Here is a 17,386-nt window from a genome sequence, read left to right as displayed (position 1 = left end):
TACCTTTACCTGCCCCAACTTTCCTCCATTTCATTTACACTATTTTACATATCCTGTCGTAATTAGAAAACACTATCAAGTATATGAAGACCGGAGGCAACTTAATGGTGACATTTTTTACTATCTTACTATTTATAAGTATGATGCTTTTCACTACCATTTTGGATTGTTATTACTATGAAAGTAATATCTTAGATTGTTTTACACATTTATTCATTTTTGATCCGGGATTAAGAGAGTGGATGGTTTATTTGACGTTTATATTTGGGATTCTAGTTGCTGTCATCCAAGATGTACGTTTCAAAAATAATAAAGGCAGGGGCAAAGGTGCTAATGGGAAATAAAGAAACAATATCATTATGGCAACTATTTATCTTAATGCTTATTTTTGAAATGGGCAGCGCCACTGTTGTAGGGATAGGAGGAGAAGCCAAGCAAAATGTATGGATGGCCATTAGCCTGGCAGGATTAATAGGAGTAGGGTATATATATGTGCTGCATTTCATGCTTGGTAGAAAAAAGGGATATAATCTATTTGCTCTTATTGAATTCTGTCTTGGCAAGTGGGTAGGGGGAGCAGTAAGTTTTCTTTATATCATGTATTTCATCTACATTTCCTCAAGGGTTTTGCGGGACTTTGGCGAACTAATTGTGTCCACCATTTTTATCTATACACCAATTGAAATTATTAGCATAACTATTATGCTGACGATTGTTTACATGTTGAATTCAGGCATAGAAGTGATGGCAAGAACCTCTGAGATTTTTTTTCCCTACGTGTTCTTATTTACATTTTTAGTAGGAATATTTATTTTGATGTCAGGCGAAATCCAATTCGAGAACCTTAGGCCATTCCTCGATGAGGGCATTAAACCAATTTTTCAAGCAATTTTTCCTAGCCTATTGACATTCCCATACGGAGAGCTTATTGCTTTTGCGGTTGTATTACCACTCGTCACAAAATATAAGAAGGCAAAAGGTTTTGCTATAGCAAGTATCATCCTCAGTACATCAGTGCTTGTCTATTCATCTGTCATTCAAGTGATGACACTTGGGCATGAAATGAAAGAAAGGTCGAATTTCCCACTCCTTTCGGCAGCACGAGAAATCTCATTATTGGATTTTGTTGAAAGGGTGGATATTGCGGTTGTCTTTGTGGTTATGTATGGCATTATCGTGAAAATAGGAGTTTTCTTTTTTGGTGCATTAAAGGGTTTAGAACATATCTCCAATAGAGAGTACCGCAAATACCTTTTTCCTGTGGGTTCGATAATTTGTTTGTCTTCTATCATCATAACCGATAATTTCGCTGAACATATTGAGGAAGGTTTACAGATTGTCCCTTATTTTGTCCATCTTCCTTTTCAGTTCGCTTTGCCGCTTTTATTACTTGTGATCGTGCTGATCCGTACTAGGAAGAAAAGTGGCAAAAAAAGGAGTGAAGTGGAATGGGAAAGCTGAAAAAAATTCTATTAGGGGAAAGTGAGAATATCAGTTCTACGGATAAAGAGATATATTCTGAGGAAGAAACTTCAGAACCACTACTGCAATCACTAAAGGATAATGACGAAATCATACAAAAAGAATTTTCACTTTCCATTGATTTTCATTATTCTACTTTAGTAGTTGGAAAAAGGGATGCCATTGCTTATTATTTCGATACGTTAATTTCAAAAGACAGATTAACTGAAGAAATTTTCGAGCCGCTCGTTGCAGCAGAAGGATCTGACACGGTTTTCCAGACTGGGAATTTAGAAGAGTTTAGAAAAGAATACTTTGCTTCTGTTCCATATAAATTTGCTGAGAATTATCATCAGATTTTTTGGAAACTTCTCAATGGGTATGCAGTCATCGTTATCGATGGGATAGAGAAAGCTTTATGTATCAATTTGGGAAGCATTGAAAAAAGAAGCGTATCAGAGCCAAGTACCCAAACAATCATCAGGGGACCTAAGGACAGCTTTACAGAAACAATGAATACAAATATTAGTTTGATCAGACGCAGAATCCGCAATCCCAACCTTTGTTTTGAACAGTACCGTGTAGGACAGGATACAAAAACGGCGGTAGTGGTAGGGTATATAAAAAACATTACCAACGAGGATCTAGTACAGGAAGTGAAGAGCCGGATAGAAAAGGTAAATGTAGTTGGTCTTTTTGATAGTGGGAACATCGAGGAATACCTGACAGATAAATCAATGACACCTTTTCCGCTTACTTATAACACGGAAAGACCAGATAATATTGCGGCGAACCTTATTGAGGGAAAGGTAGCAGTGTTAGTGGATGGAAGTCCTTTTGCTTTAAGTGTGCCTACCGTATTCACGGATTTTTTTATTTCAACGGAAGATTATTATCAACCTTTTTTTATGGCTTCTTTCATCAGGCTTATCCGTTATGTGTCATTTATGCTTTCTTTGTTGTTGCCATCCTTGTATGTAGCCATATCTACCTATCATCACGAGCTAATTCCCACGTCGCTCTTAATTAGTGTCCAAGCTCAAAGGGAGGGAGTGCCTTTTCCGGCAGTAATCGAAATACTTTTGATGGAACTTACTTTTGAGGTGTTAAGGGAAGCTGGGGTCAGAATGCCAAGGGCCGTTGGGCAGACGGTTTCCATTGTTGGTGCATTGGTAATTGGACAAGCAGCTGTGGAAGCGGGATTGGTTTCAAGCGTTTTGATTATTATTGTCGCTTTAACAGCAATTGCAAGCTTTGTTTCCCCTATATATAACTTTTCCATTGCTACGAGGATTTTAAGGTTTGCCTTTATCTTAATGGGTGCATTGATCGGGTTGTACGGGGTACTTCTTTTGGTTGTCATCATGGTTATCCATTTAACGGGTTTACGATCATATGGTGTGCCGTATCTGGCTCCAGTGGCTCCTCTCCTATTGGAAGATCAGAAAGATGTTTTTGTCAGAATGCCTGTTTGGGATAATATTACCCGGCCTTCCTATTTAAAACCCAAACATACGAAGAAAACTACTGATCAAGGAAACAACACTGGCCCATCACAAGATAAGGGGAATTTCTCATGAAGAAAAGGTTATGTATTTGCTCTGTCTTAGCGTTATTAACTGGATGTTGGGACAAAGTCGAGCTTAATGAAATTTCCATCGTCACAGGCATTGCAATCGAAAAGGGAGAAAATGCAAAATTCCGAGTCACTGTCGAGACGATAAACGCCCCGCAACTTTCCGCTGACCAGCCTGGTAGCGGAACACCTGTCATTACTTTTCAAGAGGAAGGGAACTCACTTGCGGAACTCTCAGAAAGAATGAATGTCGGACTTTCTAGAAAACTAATCTATTCTCACACTAGAATCATTGTAATTGATGAATTACTTGCTAAAGATGGAGTAGGTGATGTATTGGATTTCTTAGAAAGGACGGGAGAATTCCGCAATGACTTTAACATCCTGATATCTAGAGGTACTAAAGCCTCTGATATCGTAAAAACAACCTATCCGTTAGAATTGGTACCTTCTATTAAAGTTCATAAACAAATTGAGGTGTACTTAGAAGAATGGGGCGGGGACCCGTATGTGCGCCTTACAGATTTTATTTCCTCTCTTACTTCAAATGGACGACATCCGGTGACAAGTGCTGTTTCCATACAAGGAAAGCCGGAAGCTGGGAAGAATATTGAACAAAATTCGAAGACGGAGCTTGATTCCACTGTTGTCATCTCGGGTCTTTCTGTTTTTAAAAAAGACAAACTGATTGGGTTTTTATCTCGTTAAGAAGCAAGAGATTACCTCTGGACACAAGGGCTTAGCAGGACCAGTCTAACTGTGCCATGTTATGAAGAAGGCAATGAGGAAGAGGACAATTTTCTAGATATCCGCATTATCCATTCCCATTCAGATGTGAAAACGATAGAAGAAGCTTCTGGTGTGAAAATAAAAGTGAATATTAGTGGAGAAGCAAAAATACAAGGAACCCAATGTCATCAAAACCTAGAAAAAATAAAAACATATGAAAATCATGAAGATGCCTTAAATAAGTATATAGAAGAAAAGATTTTGGCAACCATTCAAAAAATGCAACATGATTATAAAGCTGATATTTTTGGGTTTGGGGAGGTATATTATCGTACATCACCAAAGAAGTTTAAAAAGGTTGAAGATGAATGGGACGAAGTTTTTTCAGAAGCGGAAGTGGAGGTCCGTGCAGATTACCGCATCAAACGTTCTGGAATACGAAACAAGAGCTTTTTAACAGATGAACCAGTTTCTGGTCAATAGAAAAGAAATAAATGGGGGAATTTCCTGTTCGATGACGAATTGAATTAGGAGGGGGGATACAATGAGTACAAAATCAGGTAAAACCATATGGATAAAAAATGAAGCCATTTATGTGGGCGCATATGAGGATTATTATAATAAAAGACTGAAAATAGAAGATTTCAGAGGGAATATAAAGCAAATCATTGAAAGGATTGAGGAATGGAGCAAGCAGCCATTTGTGGAGAAAATAATTATAAAATCGAGAAAAGAAAATGTAAGCACACTGATGGAAAGAGGATTTCTATTGGAAGCTTCTGTTCCTGGATACTTTCTTGGTGGAGATGGGTATTTTTTGTGCAAATACAGGAAGGTTGATCGATATAACAGTGATAGATGGTGTGAGGAAGATAGTATCCTTGATTCGGTTTGGCAAAAGAAAAATCAAAAGGATGTACTGCTTGATTCGAATTTAACGTTACGTGTGGCAAAGACATCAGATGCTCAAGCTTTATCCTTATTTTACAAAGATGTTTTCCCAATCTATCCTGTGCCAATTGAAGATCCAAATTTTATTATCGAACAAATGGAAAGTAATACTCTCTTTATGCTTTTGGAGGAAAAAGGAGAAATCATAGCGGCTGCCTCTGCGGAAATGAACGAAACATATAGAAATGCCGAAATTACGGACTGTGCGACATTGCCTTCCAAACGTAAAGGCGGTTACATGAACACTCTCATTCGTGAACTTGAAGCGGAATTAGTGAAAAGGCAAATTTATTGCAGCTATTCGATTGCCAGGGCGCTTTCATTCGGGATGAATGCTGTCTTGCACAATCTCGACTACACGTATAAAGGAAGATTGAAAAATAACTGTTATATTTTCGATAAGATTGAAGATATGAATGTGTGGAGTAAAGATCTTTCGCTCAATAATGCCCAAAAACCGGCACAGAATGCCGAGAAATAGGCGGTGCTGTACATGCAAACACATACACTATCTAAAGAGATGCTTATCGCTATTTTAGATGGAATTGATGAAGCCATTCACGCTGTAGATAAAGACGGTATCACCATTTATTATAACAAGGTGGCAGCGGGCTACGATGGCATGAACGTAGAGGAAGTACTAGGAAAACATCTTTTACATGTTTTCCCTTCCTTGACGGAGGAAACCAGTACGTTGTTGAAAGTACTGAAAACGAAAAAGCCAATCTATCATGAAAATCAACGATATGAAAATAGAAAAGGGCAATTACTTGAAACGGTGAACACTACCATCCCAATTCTAAACGGGGAAAATTTATTAGGAGCAGTGGAAATTGCCAAAAATTATGGACATTTAAACACACTATCTAATAAACTGATGGACTTGCAAGCGAAAATTAATAAATCAGAAGGAGCAAAGAAGTTCTTACCTTTCCAAGCCACCTACACATTAGATAACTTCATCACGGATGATCCGGATTGTATATCTATGCTCCAAGACGCCATGTTATTTGCATCCTCACTATTACCTGTTGTTATTTGGGGTGAAACAGGGACAGGAAAGGAAATCATTGCACAAGGGATTCATCATCAATCTCTTAGAAAACACGGACCATTTATTGCGCAAAATTGTGGAGCGATACCGGCTACATTGCTAGAAAGCATTCTGTTTGGTACGGAAAAAGGCAGTTACACCGGTGCAGTTGACCGCAAAGGACTTTTTGAGCTGGCAACGGGGGGAACCTTATTCCTTGATGAAATGAATTCCATGCCGTTAGAACTGCAGGCCAAACTGCTGCGAGTCCTTGAAGATGGATCCATAAGGAGAGTTGGAGGAACGACTACGATTAAAGTGGATGTCAGGATTATCACTGCAATGAATGAGTCTCCCGAGACCTGTGTAGAGAATGGATCATTTAGAGCAGACTTGTATTATCGATTGAACACTTGCCCGATATATATCCCACCATTAAGGGAACGACCTCATGATATAAGCCTTCTATTGCAAAAGAAATTACAAACCAGAATTTCTTATCTGTTGCCTAAGGTAATTGAAGAAATCTTTGGTTCTTATCATTGGCCAGGTAATGTAAGAGAATTAATCAATACGATAGAATATGTCCTATTAAAATCAAAAAGTGAAACCATATCTACTAAACATCTTCCTGCAAAGTTGAACAAAATAAAGCAGAGAGCTTCAACCTTAAAAAGTTTGGGTTCATTAAGGACAGAATTACAGAAGACAGAAGAATCTATGATCCGAAATGCCATGGATCAGACAAATGGGAACGTAATGAAAGCCGCAAAGATCTTGGACATTCCTCGTCAGACCCTTCAATACAAACTGGCTAAACTGGAAGAGAAATCTAGTGCTACTAAAGTGCCGGAAATCCGGCATGCAGATTAATAACAAGTTTCTCCTATTCTACATATATAAGTAATAACTGGGCATCAGCGTAGTTGGCACGGTTATTGCATGGTGTAGAACAGGGAGGAGATAGAGATGAAAATGGATCTATATAAGCCCAAACGGCATTGGAGTGAATTTGAACTCTGGAAAGATGTAACAGAAGAACAATGGAATGATTGGATATGGCAGTTGACCAATACAATCCGAACACTTGAGGATTTAAAGAAAGTCATTAATTTAACACCGGAAGAAGAGGAAGGGGTAAAAATCTCCACCAAAACCATTCCTTTAAATATAACGCCATACTACGCTTCGTTAATGAATCCAGATGATCCTAGATGTCCTATACGGATGCAGTCTGTACCAATTTCAAAAGAAATTTATAAAACAAAATACGATCTCGAAGATCCTCTTCATGAGGATGAAGATTCGCCAGTCCCTGGCCTGACGCACCGTTATCCAGATAGGGTTTTGTTTCTGGTTACCAACCAGTGCTCCATGTATTGCCGGTACTGTACACGCAGAAGGTTCTCCGGCCAAATAGGAATGGGAGTACCAAAAAAACAATTGGATGCCGCCATTGCTTACATCGCTTCAAATGACCAAATCAGAGATTGTTTAATTTCTGGGGGAGACGGTCTTTTGATCAATGACCAAATCCTTGAATACATCTTAAAGAACCTGCGTGCCATTCCGCATCTTGAGATTATCCGGATAGGAACAAGGGCACCCGTCGTCTTTCCTCAACGAATTACAGAGAACCTTTGCAACATCTTAAAGAAATATCATCCTGTCTGGTTAAATACTCACTTTAATACTTCTATTGAAATTACAGAAGAGTCTAAGCTCGCTTGTGAAATGCTCGTGAATGCAGGTGTACCTGTAGGTAATCAAGCGGTCATTTTGGCCGGGATCAATGACAGTGTGCCAATCATGAAAAAACTGATGCACGACCTTGTCAAAATCCGTGTCAGACCTTACTACATCTATCAATGTGATCTTTCGGAAGGAATCGGACATTTCAGGGCCCCAATTTCAAAGGGACTTGAAATAATTGAAGGGTTACGTGGACATACGAGCGGGTATGCTGTTCCGACATTTGTAGTAGATGCCCCTGGTGGCGGTGGTAAAATAGCTGTACAACCGAATTATATTATCTCTCAAAGTGCGAACAAAGTAGTGTTAAGGAACTTCGAAGGCGTTATCACCACTTACCCGGAACCAGAAAATTATGTCCCAGGAAGAGCAGAAGCCTATTTTGGAGAAATTTATTCAAACATGGAGGATAAGCGTTCTAATATAGGGATTGCAGCACTGATGAATGATTCCCAATTCAATCTTGTTCCAGAAGGATTAAATCGTTTGAATCGACGCAAGGACTATGAAACAAACCCAGAACACTCTTCATTAAAAGATAAACGCGACAAACGGGATGAATTAAAAGAAAAGAAATTCCAAGCCCAACAGAAGAAATATATAGTTGGAGAAGAAGAAAACAAGAGTGAATCAAGTTAGGAGGGTACTTGATGAAATGTAATTGGTGTGAAAGCTCACAAGCAACCTCTTCATCCGGTACAGTTTATTGGGAACTGCCCGATGGAACAAAAGCCGTGACTATAACAGAAACACCCTCTGTCATTTGTGGGGATTGCGGTATGGAATATCAAGAAGAAACAACTTTGAAGGAAATAGAGGATCAATTGTTTTTGATCAACACGAAGGTATTAGAAGCAGAGCTCAGTTACAAAGAACTTATGGCTAAACCCCGATTGTTAAAAAGAAACTACTTTGACTTTTCAAGCTAATGGTTGTCCTTTACCCTCATTCTAATGTAGAATGAGGGTAAAAAATGGGTGTGAATGCAGTTTGAGAAAGTCGTTTTACCATTATTTAATGAAGTTTCGTCATGCTTTGAAAAAAGATGACATCAGTATATTTGCCAATCATGCTTACGACGATCATAGTTTTCCAAAAAACTCAGAGGACTACCATGAAATCAGCAGCTATCTAGAAATGAACGGCCAATACTTAGACAGCATGTCTACCTTCGACAAAGCCTGGGAACTATACGAAGAAGATGTTTAATAGCTATGCAAAATGCACCTTTTATGAGGGTGCATTTTTTTTTGAGAAAAGTTTAAATCCTGTTGATTTCCGTTCCGGGCGGTCCGTGAGCCTCCTCAGGCTTTCGCCTTCCGGGGTCTCACCTGTCCCTTCCTCCCTCGGGCGTCTGCGCGCCTTCCACTACAATCAACTAAGGTACTCCATAAACGAAAGGATTTGTGCGAACATCTAACTTAATTAACTGTAAAAGCACTAACATCTGTTCTCTGATTTTCAGCTGTGAATTGGAGCAAATGGCAAAGACTCCAGCGGGGGAGTAACGGTAGCTTGTGACCCCACAGCGCAGCGAGGAGGCTCAAGCACCGTCCCGCGGAAAGCGACGCCATTTGCGTAAAGGAACAGCGTCGTTTAGCCAATAACCGATTCCTAAGTCTCGTTTTTTATTATTCTCTACGTTTATGGAGAATGAGATTAATAGGGACGGCCGCCTATTAACACATCGGTACAACCACTTTTTGCCCTAACACTTTGGCGAGTTGGCATCTTGCTGCATATAATACATTACTATTAAAGCCACAGTGATAAATGGGGAGAAATTATATGGGGAAGAACAAAAAACCAAATAAACCGAAATATAAAATCGGCGACATTGTCGTCATCACCATCTATGGAACTGTCGGTAAAGTGACGGACATGAAGCAAATTGATGGTGCGTACGTATATGAAGTAAATTCAAGTGATGGGCTATATCAAGAAGAGACACTTGCCTTTGTATCTGAATACGAGGGAAAAGTGCTGGTAACCGAACGACTTGATATCAAGTATATGTATTTTATCGGTGATATTGTCCATGTTGCAGGTTATGGGAAAGAATTATTTAAAATAGTCGGTTTCCGCACGGAAATATGGCGATACAAAGAAGACTCATGGGAAGACATTATTTATGAACTGACTAGATTGTCTGATGGGGAATGGTTGGAAGCGGGAGAGGAAGAATTGACAATGGTTGTCCATCACGAACATGCTGAAATACTTATCCACAAACTTGGATTGTCCTATATGTTCAACAAAGAAAATACAAGCTTGGAGTTGTATAATCCGATGACTGGATCAAACAAACATTTCAAAAAAGAAGAATACAACAAGGAATATCAAAGGATAATAGATGGACTTCTAGATGTCTATAATGATTATAAGGTGCTGTATGATATCTTCGGCGATGAAGAATACATGGAAGTGATGAATCTAGTCATGAAGAATTTGAAAAAATACATGGATGGCAAGAAACATAGTCAACTAGAAAAATAGTGTGGAGAATTGAAAGATCAAATAGATAAAAAATGGACCTCCAATAATTGCAGTCGCCAATACTAGTTTGTCCGAAATTTTATCTAACAGTGGCAATAAAACTTCCTCTTCTCCCAATCTTTCTAAACTTGCTAAATAGTTCTTCATATTAATCTCCTCCTAATTTGTGACGGCTTGTCCTTATGTCCCCAATGTATGCACACATGAACTTTGATATGCACTTTTTCGGAATTTTTGAAAACAAAGATAGCAATTATCCAACCTGATGGATTAATATAGAGAGTAAGACATATATCTTTAAAGACGTACATAAACCTTAAAAAAGGGGTGATATTGTGAAAGAAATCGAAGTGGTCATTGACACAGAAGAAATAGCCGAGTTCTTTTACAATGAGCTGGTAAGGCGGGGGTATGTTCCAGCTGAAAGCGAGATAGAAGAGTTGGCGGATATCATGTTTGATTATTTATTAGAGAAATGCATTATTGATGAAGAGATAGAATAGGAATCGATAAAGAAAAAATCATACAAGCATTGCTGTTTCTTAGGCGAGATCGTAGCCTTGGGGGCAGCTTTTTTAGTTTTTTTGCAGCTCCCCGTTTATGTCGGAACCTCATAATTTTTACTTATCAAAGAAAACCCCATGAAGCTCAGATATCCCAGTAAGCTTCATCAAATTATAAAGATGAGTTTTCTCCATATCAGCCGGCTCTTGGGTGGAAGGGAGATGGAAAAACGGTAACACCTCCTCAATATTATGGAACCAAGCAACAGGCACAATGGATGGATGATCAAAATCCGCCCAAGCTGCATCTATGGTCGGACTATATATTTTACTGGAATCAGACTTAGATGAAAAAACGGCAGGAAGGTAATCTTCCCTTGAACCGGTATGGGATTTCTCCTTGCTAAAACCTAAAGCCCCCTGCAGGACATCCGCGTTCTTAAACAGAAGTACATAAAGCTTTTTTCCTATCTCAATACGGTTGGAAAGGTTGGAGAATTGTTGTACTCCAAGGCCTGTCAATAGAGTTTTTGAAGCCTTCCGGTAAGGAAACAACACTAGTGTAAAGCCCAGTTTTTCCTGAAGCTGGTAGGTTAAACTAGATAAGACTTTTTGCTGAAAATAAGCATTCTGAAGGAGGTTAGACTCTATAAAATTCTGTTCATTAATGATCAAGGAAACGGTAAGCAGTTCTTTCTTGCTGTTGTCATTCAAAAAAAGTGTCCATATCGGAATCATAAAAGGTGAAACATGAAATTCGGAGAGTAGATAAAATAGAGGTCTCCCGGCTTTTTTACTTTCTTCATAAAGGAGCAGTTGTGGGTAAGCATCTTGAAAAATGAGGTGATTGGCTTTTTCAAGAAAACGAAATAGGATGGAGGCCTTCTCGTAGGAAAGCAAGGTCGATATGTGACTGGCTTTCAGGTCTGTCATATTCCAGCCGCCATTTCTTGATACCATGTGAGCCAAGAAACTCCAATGCACTTCAGGGTGTTTAAGATAAAAATCCAAATAGGCTTGAGTTCGTGTAACATTGTTTCGATTAAGGCTTGCAGTCTTGGTGCGGATTTTGACCAACATATCTTTTTCTTTTAATGAAGGTGAATGGTTAAAGGGGGAATTTGTCCATTCCTTTTTGAGTTGATTTTCTTCTGTAGTAGTCCATAATTTTACCAAATCATTATTCGGCTTGGATATTGTTCCTGTAAACCACTTCCCAAACATTAAATCACCTCGCATTATCGTATGAGGATTGTAGTGGTTTCATGTTAAACAGGCGAGTCATCTGCTTTTATTGCAAAGATTTTCACGTTTCGACAAAACTTTTTATAATTTGATGAAGGATTCGACACCCCTTATTGCTAATTAGTATATATAGAAATGGTTGAGGGGTGAAAAGGATGTTGGCTCTTAAAAGAATGATGAAGATGGGGACAGGGGAATATGATGTGACCATTATGCAAACACCTAATTATGGAGAATCAAAAGGGTACAATCCCATTTTCCGACTAACCATGGAAGGAAGCAGTCATCAGGATATAGTGGATCAGGTATATAAAAAATTCAATGTGACAGACTCTATTCCACGTGATTATGAAGGCCGGTTTATTGCTACTGGAGATATTATCATGATTGATGAAGGTACTTTGGGAATTACTTATTACCGGTTGGAATTTGGAGGCTGGAAGAAAATAAATCGTGTCGCAGTACGCTAATTAGAGTAAGGGCAAAGGTCAACCTTTGCCCTTTTGTCTTTATATATGATTTCCAGGACCGTTTTTTCGGCCTTTAGGAGAATGCTCTTTTTTGTGGGCGGTATGTTCCGCTTCTATTGCATCAGGACTGATATGGTTATTCTTCTTTTGCCCATTAATTCTATTACGGTGTTTCTTTCCCATTTATTTCAGCTCCTTTTTAGTTAATGGTAGACGCCATTTATATAATTTTAGCTTTGCTGCTTATCTCGTCTGGAAGTGTGAGGCTCAGCAGTTTTCTTTTTTGTTGTGTTCGTTGCATTTGCATGTTCTACAGCTTGCTTTAGCTTCTTTTTCAATTAGATCACCTTCCTGAAAGGAGAATTTCTTTCTCTTTTATTTTCTACTGCAACTGTAAAAGAATGCGCTTTTTTATGGAGAGATTCTTTTGAAACAGGGGTAATATATGGTATAGTAGTCATTGTTGTAAAGTAACAATGGCAAGAGCAATTAGGAGGTAACATAATGAGTGTACATATTGGAGCAAAACAAGGTGAAATAGCCGAAACGATCCTACTACCTGGAGATCCGTTACGTGCAAAATACATTGCAGAAACATTCCTTGAGGATGCAGTCTGCTACAATGAAGTAAGAGGAATGTTAGGCTATACAGGTACTTATAAGGGTGAAAGAGTCTCTGTTCAAGGTACTGGCATGGGAGTTCCATCTATTTCCATTTACATTAATGAACTTATGAATGAATATAATGTGCAAAACTTAGTTCGCGTAGGAACATGCGGAGCTATCCAGAAAGATGTAAAGGTTCGTGACGTAATCCTTGCAATGAGTGCTTCCACTGACTCACAAATGAACCGTTTAACATTCGGTGGAGTGGACTATGCACCGACTGCTAATTTCGATCTTCTCAAAAAGGCTTATGACGTTGGAGTGGAAAAAGGTCTGAATTTAAAAGTTGGAAATGTCTTCACGGCAGACATGTTCTACAATGACAACGGCGAGCTTGAAAAATGGGCGAAGTACGGAATTCTTGCAATTGAGATGGAATCCGCAGCGCTTTATACTTTGGCTGCAAAATATGGCCGAAATGCATTATCTGTTCTAACAGTAAGCGACCATATCCTTACTGGAGAAGAAACAACATCCGAAGAACGCCAATCTACATTCAGCGACATGATGGAAGTGGCATTGGAAGCTGTAATAAAAAAATAAAACACACTAGCCCTTGGGAATTCACTCAAGGGCTTTTTTATAAATTTAGAAAAGATTAAATCAGTTGATTTCCGTTCCAGGCGCTTCGCTTGCCTGCGGGCGACTGCGCGCCTTCCACTCCAATCAACAGGGTGACTCCATTCACCTTAGTAAAAAAGCTATCTAACTTAAAACTTACTGAAAAACCAATAACGTATATTTACATACTTTATAGCTGTGTATTGGAGCAAATGGCGGAGACTCCTACGGGGAAGTAGCGGCAATGTTGAGACCCCGCAGGCTTGCCGAGGAGGCTCAAGGTCGCCCCGTGGAAAGCGCAGCCATTTGCGGAAAGGAACAGCGATTTAACCAATCAGCTAAGGTAATTATGTATAGTGAACCGAGCGGCTTTGCTCGATTATTCAAAATATGATAAAGGATGATACTTTATGATGCACACTTTAAATCTACAAACACATAAGAGGGATGAGTGGCAAGATATCACGGCTAAGGTGGAGAGTTTGGTTCAAAAATCAGGGGTAAAAGAAGGGCATGTAATGGTATATTGTCCGCATACAACTGCAGGAATTACTATTAATGAGAATGCAGATCCAGATGTTGTAAAGGACGTTGTGATGCGACTGGATGAAGTATATCCATGGGAACATCCTAAATACCGGCATATGGAAGGAAATACTGCAGCTCACCTGAAAGCAATGACGCTTGGGAACTCCCAGCAGGTAATCATCCAAAACGGAGAGCTTGTTCTTGGTACTTGGCAAAGTATTTTTTTCTGTGAATTTGATGGACCGCGTCATAGAAAAATCTATATTAAGGTGATGAAAGACGCTGAATAATCGCATGATGTAGTCTAGTGACTTTTTTCTTATCTTCTATTTTATCAGTAATATCTTTTTACGGCGTTATGGATTAATGGTACACTGTTTAAGTATGTTTCACATGAGTGAAACTTTTATTGCTAGAACCAACCAACTCATAATGATTATATTAGAATAGTAAAAAGGTGATTATTTTATGAAAAAGAAACATTTTTCTGTCCTGGTGATATTACTATTGTTAACAGGATGTTCCAATCAATTGGACGAAGTTAACTGGAAGTTCTGGGAGTATTTTACCAATGATACGGCAGAAGAGGTTGTAGAGGAGACACCTGTTGAAGAAGAACCGGTGGAGGAAGAAGAACAACCGGAAGAAACCCCACAGACCGAAGCACCGCCTGAAACAAATGAGAACCAGTACGTCTTGGAAGAACCGTTTTTCACCGTGTTGAATGAGGAAAAGGTGATTGAAAACACGGATAACCTATTAGTGCTGGTAAATAAAAATCAGTCCTTGCCAACTGATTATGTTCCAAGTGATTTGACTATTCCAGATGTTCCTTTTTCTTTTGAAGGTGACTATGAGAAAAAATACCTTAGGGAAGCAGCGGCACGTGCATTGGAAGAGCTTTTTGCTGCAGCAGAAGCTGAGAATGTAGAAATTTTCGCAGTATCTGGTTATCGTTCCTATGAAACGCAGTATGGAATTTATAATACTTACTTGAAAAAGTGGGGAAAAGAAAAAACCAATGCTGTTTCTGCGATACCAGGACATAGTGAACACCAAACAGGTTTGGCTATGGACATTTCAAGCAGGTCTGCAGCGCTAGACTTAACAGAGGAATTTGGCGAAACACCTGAAGGGAAATGGGTGAAAGAGCATGCAAGTGAGCATGGGTTCATTATCCGATACCCAAAGGATGGGGAAGTTATTACAGGTTATCAATATGAGCCTTGGCATCTTCGTTATGTTGGCAAAGAGGTAGCAGCTTATATGGATGAACATGATCTAACCTTAGAAGAATTCTTTGACCGTGCGATAAAACAATAAATCAGCGTTTACGGCTGATCTAGGTTCCAGCAAATATTTCATCAACCTTGAACCTCAACCATTTAATTTGGTTGAGGTTTTTTAAAGTATCCCGCTTGAGAGGACGTAAGAACAGAGGAGGCCAAGAGCTGATAGGAGGCCTACGATGGGTCCGCCTTCTTCAAAGGCTTCAGGCATCATGGTGGAAGCGACCATCGCAATAATTCCGCCTGCTGCAAGTCCACTAACAAGATAAATGTAGAGTTCATTTAACTCTTTAAAAACTACAAAACCGAATACAGAACTCAATGTGGTTAAAATAAACACGATGGTCCAAAGAAACAGTATTTTTTTTCTAGAGTAACCATCTTTCCTTAGACCTACAGAACTTGACAAAGCTTCTGGAATATTACTAATAAAAATCGCAAGGACAATAACCCAGCTAACCGTATTGGATTTTATCAAGCATACCCCGATAATGACAGATTCTGGAATGGAGTCCATGATAGAACCGATAAAAATAGCCATGCCAGAATGTCCTTCGCTTTTTTCCTTTGAACGTTTGCGTTCTTTTCCGCCTTTTTTAATAATCACCATCTCTAAAAGAATAAACAATGCAGCACCTATTAGAAATCCAAAAATGACATAGCTGTATCCTGTTTCCACTTCCACTTTCCCCATTAGCTCAAATGATGCAGCTCCAATGAGTACGCCAGTCCCAAAGGCCATAATAAATCCAGTTAGTTTTCGAGGGATTGGAATATATAATCCAACTAACGCTCCAAGTATTAAAGCTCCGCCTGCAACTGCTCCCCATAACAAAGCGCCTGTCATAATTCTCACCTGACTTATCATTGAAATTCTTATAGTACTAATGTGTACGAAAAAAAATACAACATACTTTAAACGTGTTTTTGACAAAATATAAAGGTACTTGTTTCAATTGTTAGGAGGAATGAATTTGAAAAGGTTTTATCCTTTTGTATTAATAATAGCTGTCATTAGTATGTATTTACTTTATATGAGTATCCCTGAAAATGTTGCGGCTTTTGGTGAAAGGGTGGGGACGGGGCGGTATTATGCACAAACTTCGCTTGACTCTGAGTATATATCCGACATGCGAGCTCCTAAAACAGTCATTAAAGCAATTAAAAATGGAAAGTGGGTAGAAATTAACTATCCCGTACCCCCAACAGACGTGTACATTGATATTGATAAAAATAACAAATATGCAATTGATCACCAAATGAACATATATGATTTAAAAAACAACAAGGCAATTTTGGAACTGCCAGATAAAGCAGTTCATCAATTAACAAAAGACATGAAAAAGCTATATAAAATTCATTATGGAGATCTGATTACATGGAATGAAGCAAATAGCGCATTGCCTCGATATAGCAGCTTCACCGTATTGGATTTGGATACAGGGAGAACCTTCGAAGTTCAAAGAAGAGCAGGCTCCTATCATGCAGATGTACAGCCTTTAACAAACGAAGATACGAAAATAATGAAAGAAATTTACAGAGGAACATGGAGTTGGGATCGCAGGGCCATTCTCATTCTATCTCAAGACCATAAATATGCTGCCTCTATGCATGGAATGCCTCACGGTAAAGGTGCCTTGCAGAACGGCTTTCCAGGTCATTTCTGTATACACTTCCAGGATAGCATCACCCATAAATCACGTAAAATGGATCATGCACACTCCATTATGATTAAAAAGGCTGCAGGTGAGTGGTTAGATCATACAGAAAAGCTGTCACCTGCTGAAATTGTGGATGCTACTGTTTTATCCATCCATCAACATGACTGGTTTATTCTTGCGTCCGTTCTAGATGATAAAAATAGAGTCTTGTTGAAGGAAAAAGTGAAGTTTCTAGAAGAAATTGATCTTGTTAAAAGGCTTTCTGACTTGCCTACCGACCGTGATTATGACACAAAGCTATATTATCCAATCACCGTCAAACTATATATCCATCGGGATAAAACAGGTACAGAATCAAGGCAAGTCACTTTTCAACTTTACAGAGGTTCTATTGAAGAGCCGTGGACAGTGGATTTAGACAACTTGATTCAGCAGCTATAAAAAATGGTTGGGAGGCTCCTGGAC

The 17,386-nt window shown here is 39.0% G+C and carries 21 protein-coding genes; 17 read left to right on the top strand and 4 right to left on the bottom strand.

Annotation, left to right across the window (positions count from 1 at the left end; all coding sequences use genetic code 11):
• Positions 1 to 104 precede the first annotated feature (104 nt).
• From B4U37_RS11950 to B4U37_RS11900, 11 genes are all read left to right on the top strand, one after another.
• On the top strand, positions 105 to 344 hold the full coding sequence (locus tag B4U37_RS11950; protein ID WP_088018416.1) for a hypothetical protein: 240 nt from the start codon (positions 105 to 107) through the stop codon (positions 342 to 344).
• Positions 334 to 1,461 carry a GerAB/ArcD/ProY family transporter gene (locus B4U37_RS11945; RefSeq protein WP_088018415.1) on the top strand — a complete coding sequence of 376 codons (1,128 nt, stop codon included), beginning with the start codon at positions 334 to 336 and terminating at the stop codon, positions 1,459 to 1,461. The genes B4U37_RS11950 and B4U37_RS11945 overlap by 11 nt, the downstream gene beginning before the upstream one ends.
• Entirely contained in the window at positions 1,449 to 3,041 is a 1,593-nt protein-coding gene (locus B4U37_RS11940) for a spore germination protein (protein WP_088018414.1), read from the top strand. Before B4U37_RS11945 ends, B4U37_RS11940 begins: the two co-directional genes overlap by 13 nt.
• Positions 3,038 to 3,745: a Ger(x)C family spore germination protein gene (locus B4U37_RS11935; RefSeq protein ID WP_088018413.1), complete on the top strand. Its 708-nt coding sequence runs from the start codon at positions 3,038 to 3,040 to the stop codon at positions 3,743 to 3,745. The genes B4U37_RS11940 and B4U37_RS11935 overlap by 4 nt, the downstream gene beginning before the upstream one ends.
• 51 nt (positions 3,746 to 3,796) lie before the next feature.
• Complete coding sequence (locus tag B4U37_RS11930; protein WP_088018412.1) at positions 3,797 to 4,249, top strand: Ger(x)C family spore germination C-terminal domain-containing protein; 453 nt, start codon at positions 3,797 to 3,799, stop codon at positions 4,247 to 4,249.
• Positions 4,250 to 4,310: 61 nt separating this feature from the next.
• Positions 4,311 to 5,198 carry a putative beta-lysine N-acetyltransferase gene (ablB, locus tag B4U37_RS11925; protein ID WP_088018411.1) on the top strand — a complete coding sequence of 296 codons (888 nt, stop codon included), beginning with the start codon at positions 4,311 to 4,313 and terminating at the stop codon, positions 5,196 to 5,198.
• 12 nt (positions 5,199 to 5,210) lie between these two features.
• Positions 5,211 to 6,623 (top strand): sigma-54 interaction domain-containing protein, encoded by a 1,413-nt coding sequence (locus B4U37_RS11920; RefSeq protein WP_088018410.1) that lies wholly within the window; start codon positions 5,211 to 5,213, stop codon positions 6,621 to 6,623.
• 96 nt (positions 6,624 to 6,719) lie between these two features.
• Positions 6,720 to 8,141 carry a lysine 2,3-aminomutase gene (kamA, locus tag B4U37_RS11915; protein WP_088018409.1) on the top strand — a complete coding sequence of 474 codons (1,422 nt, stop codon included), beginning with the start codon at positions 6,720 to 6,722 and terminating at the stop codon, positions 8,139 to 8,141.
• A gap of 11 nt (positions 8,142 to 8,152) precedes the next feature.
• Entirely contained in the window at positions 8,153 to 8,431 is a 279-nt protein-coding gene (locus B4U37_RS11910; protein ID WP_088018408.1) for a YokU family protein, read from the top strand.
• Between the two features lie 31 nt (positions 8,432 to 8,462).
• Positions 8,463 to 8,711 (top strand): YozE family protein, encoded by a 249-nt coding sequence (locus B4U37_RS11905; RefSeq protein ID WP_245839965.1) that lies wholly within the window; start codon positions 8,463 to 8,465, stop codon positions 8,709 to 8,711.
• A 579-nt stretch (positions 8,712 to 9,290) separates the two neighbouring features.
• Positions 9,291 to 9,998 (top strand): hypothetical protein, encoded by a 708-nt coding sequence (locus B4U37_RS11900; RefSeq protein WP_010193922.1) that lies wholly within the window; start codon positions 9,291 to 9,293, stop codon positions 9,996 to 9,998.
• Here the strand turns inward: B4U37_RS11900 and B4U37_RS21980 are convergent.
• Positions 9,987 to 10,145 (bottom strand): hypothetical protein, encoded by a 159-nt coding sequence (locus B4U37_RS21980; protein ID WP_157663777.1) that lies wholly within the window; start codon positions 10,143 to 10,145, stop codon positions 9,987 to 9,989. The genes B4U37_RS11900 and B4U37_RS21980 overlap by 12 nt on opposite strands.
• A 188-nt stretch (positions 10,146 to 10,333) precedes the next feature.
• On the opposite strand from B4U37_RS21980, the gene B4U37_RS11895 reads away from it, so the two are divergent.
• Positions 10,334 to 10,501 carry a YozD family protein gene (locus B4U37_RS11895; RefSeq protein WP_010193926.1) on the top strand — a complete coding sequence of 56 codons (168 nt, stop codon included), beginning with the start codon at positions 10,334 to 10,336 and terminating at the stop codon, positions 10,499 to 10,501.
• A gap of 117 nt (positions 10,502 to 10,618) precedes the next feature.
• Here the strand turns inward: B4U37_RS11895 and B4U37_RS11890 are convergent, their stop codons facing one another.
• Positions 10,619 to 11,725 carry a DUF2515 family protein gene (locus tag B4U37_RS11890; RefSeq protein ID WP_157663776.1) on the bottom strand — a complete coding sequence of 369 codons (1,107 nt, stop codon included), beginning with the start codon at positions 11,723 to 11,725 and terminating at the stop codon, positions 10,619 to 10,621.
• A 176-nt stretch (positions 11,726 to 11,901) separates the two neighbouring features.
• On the opposite strand from B4U37_RS11890, the gene B4U37_RS11885 reads away from it, so the two are divergent.
• Positions 11,902 to 12,216, top strand: coding sequence for a YodL domain-containing protein (locus B4U37_RS11885; RefSeq protein WP_010193931.1), 315 nt, complete (start codon positions 11,902 to 11,904; stop codon positions 12,214 to 12,216).
• 39 nt (positions 12,217 to 12,255) lie between these two features.
• Here the strand turns inward: B4U37_RS11885 and B4U37_RS22215 are convergent, their stop codons facing one another.
• Positions 12,256 to 12,399, bottom strand: a complete 144-nt coding sequence (locus B4U37_RS22215; protein ID WP_010193932.1) for a hypothetical protein — start codon at positions 12,397 to 12,399, stop codon at positions 12,256 to 12,258.
• 321 nt (positions 12,400 to 12,720) lie between these two features.
• Between B4U37_RS22215 and deoD the strand changes: the two genes are divergently transcribed.
• The 3 genes from deoD (at position 12,721) to B4U37_RS11870 (ending at position 15,294) form a co-directional block, all read left to right on the top strand.
• Positions 12,721 to 13,425 (top strand): purine-nucleoside phosphorylase, encoded by a 705-nt coding sequence (deoD, locus tag B4U37_RS11880; RefSeq protein WP_088018405.1) that lies wholly within the window; start codon positions 12,721 to 12,723, stop codon positions 13,423 to 13,425.
• Between the two features lie 428 nt (positions 13,426 to 13,853).
• Entirely contained in the window at positions 13,854 to 14,261 is a 408-nt protein-coding gene (locus B4U37_RS11875; protein WP_088018404.1) for a secondary thiamine-phosphate synthase enzyme YjbQ, read from the top strand.
• Positions 14,262 to 14,439: 178 nt separating this feature from the next.
• Entirely contained in the window at positions 14,440 to 15,294 is an 855-nt protein-coding gene (locus B4U37_RS11870; protein ID WP_088018403.1) for a M15 family metallopeptidase, read from the top strand.
• An 81-nt stretch (positions 15,295 to 15,375) separates the two neighbouring features.
• Here the strand turns inward: B4U37_RS11870 and B4U37_RS11865 are convergent, their stop codons facing one another.
• Positions 15,376 to 16,107: a ZIP family metal transporter gene (locus B4U37_RS11865; RefSeq protein WP_088018402.1), complete on the bottom strand. Its 732-nt coding sequence runs from the start codon at positions 16,105 to 16,107 to the stop codon at positions 15,376 to 15,378.
• 127 nt (positions 16,108 to 16,234) lie between these two features.
• Here B4U37_RS11865 and B4U37_RS11860 point away from each other — a divergent pair, with 127 nt between their 5' ends.
• A complete protein-coding gene (locus B4U37_RS11860) occupies positions 16,235 to 17,362 on the top strand; it encodes a hypothetical protein (protein ID WP_088018401.1) in 1,128 nt (375 codons plus the stop codon).
• Positions 17,363 to 17,386: the final 24 nt, after the last annotated feature.

Origin of the sequence: Sutcliffiella horikoshii (genome assembly GCF_002157855.1) — a bacterium.
GTDB lineage: Bacteria > Bacillota > Bacilli > Bacillales > Bacillaceae_I > Sutcliffiella_A > Sutcliffiella_A horikoshii_C.
Note: the sequence above shows the minus strand (reverse complement) of the source record. Positions and strands in the feature narration are given on the sequence as shown.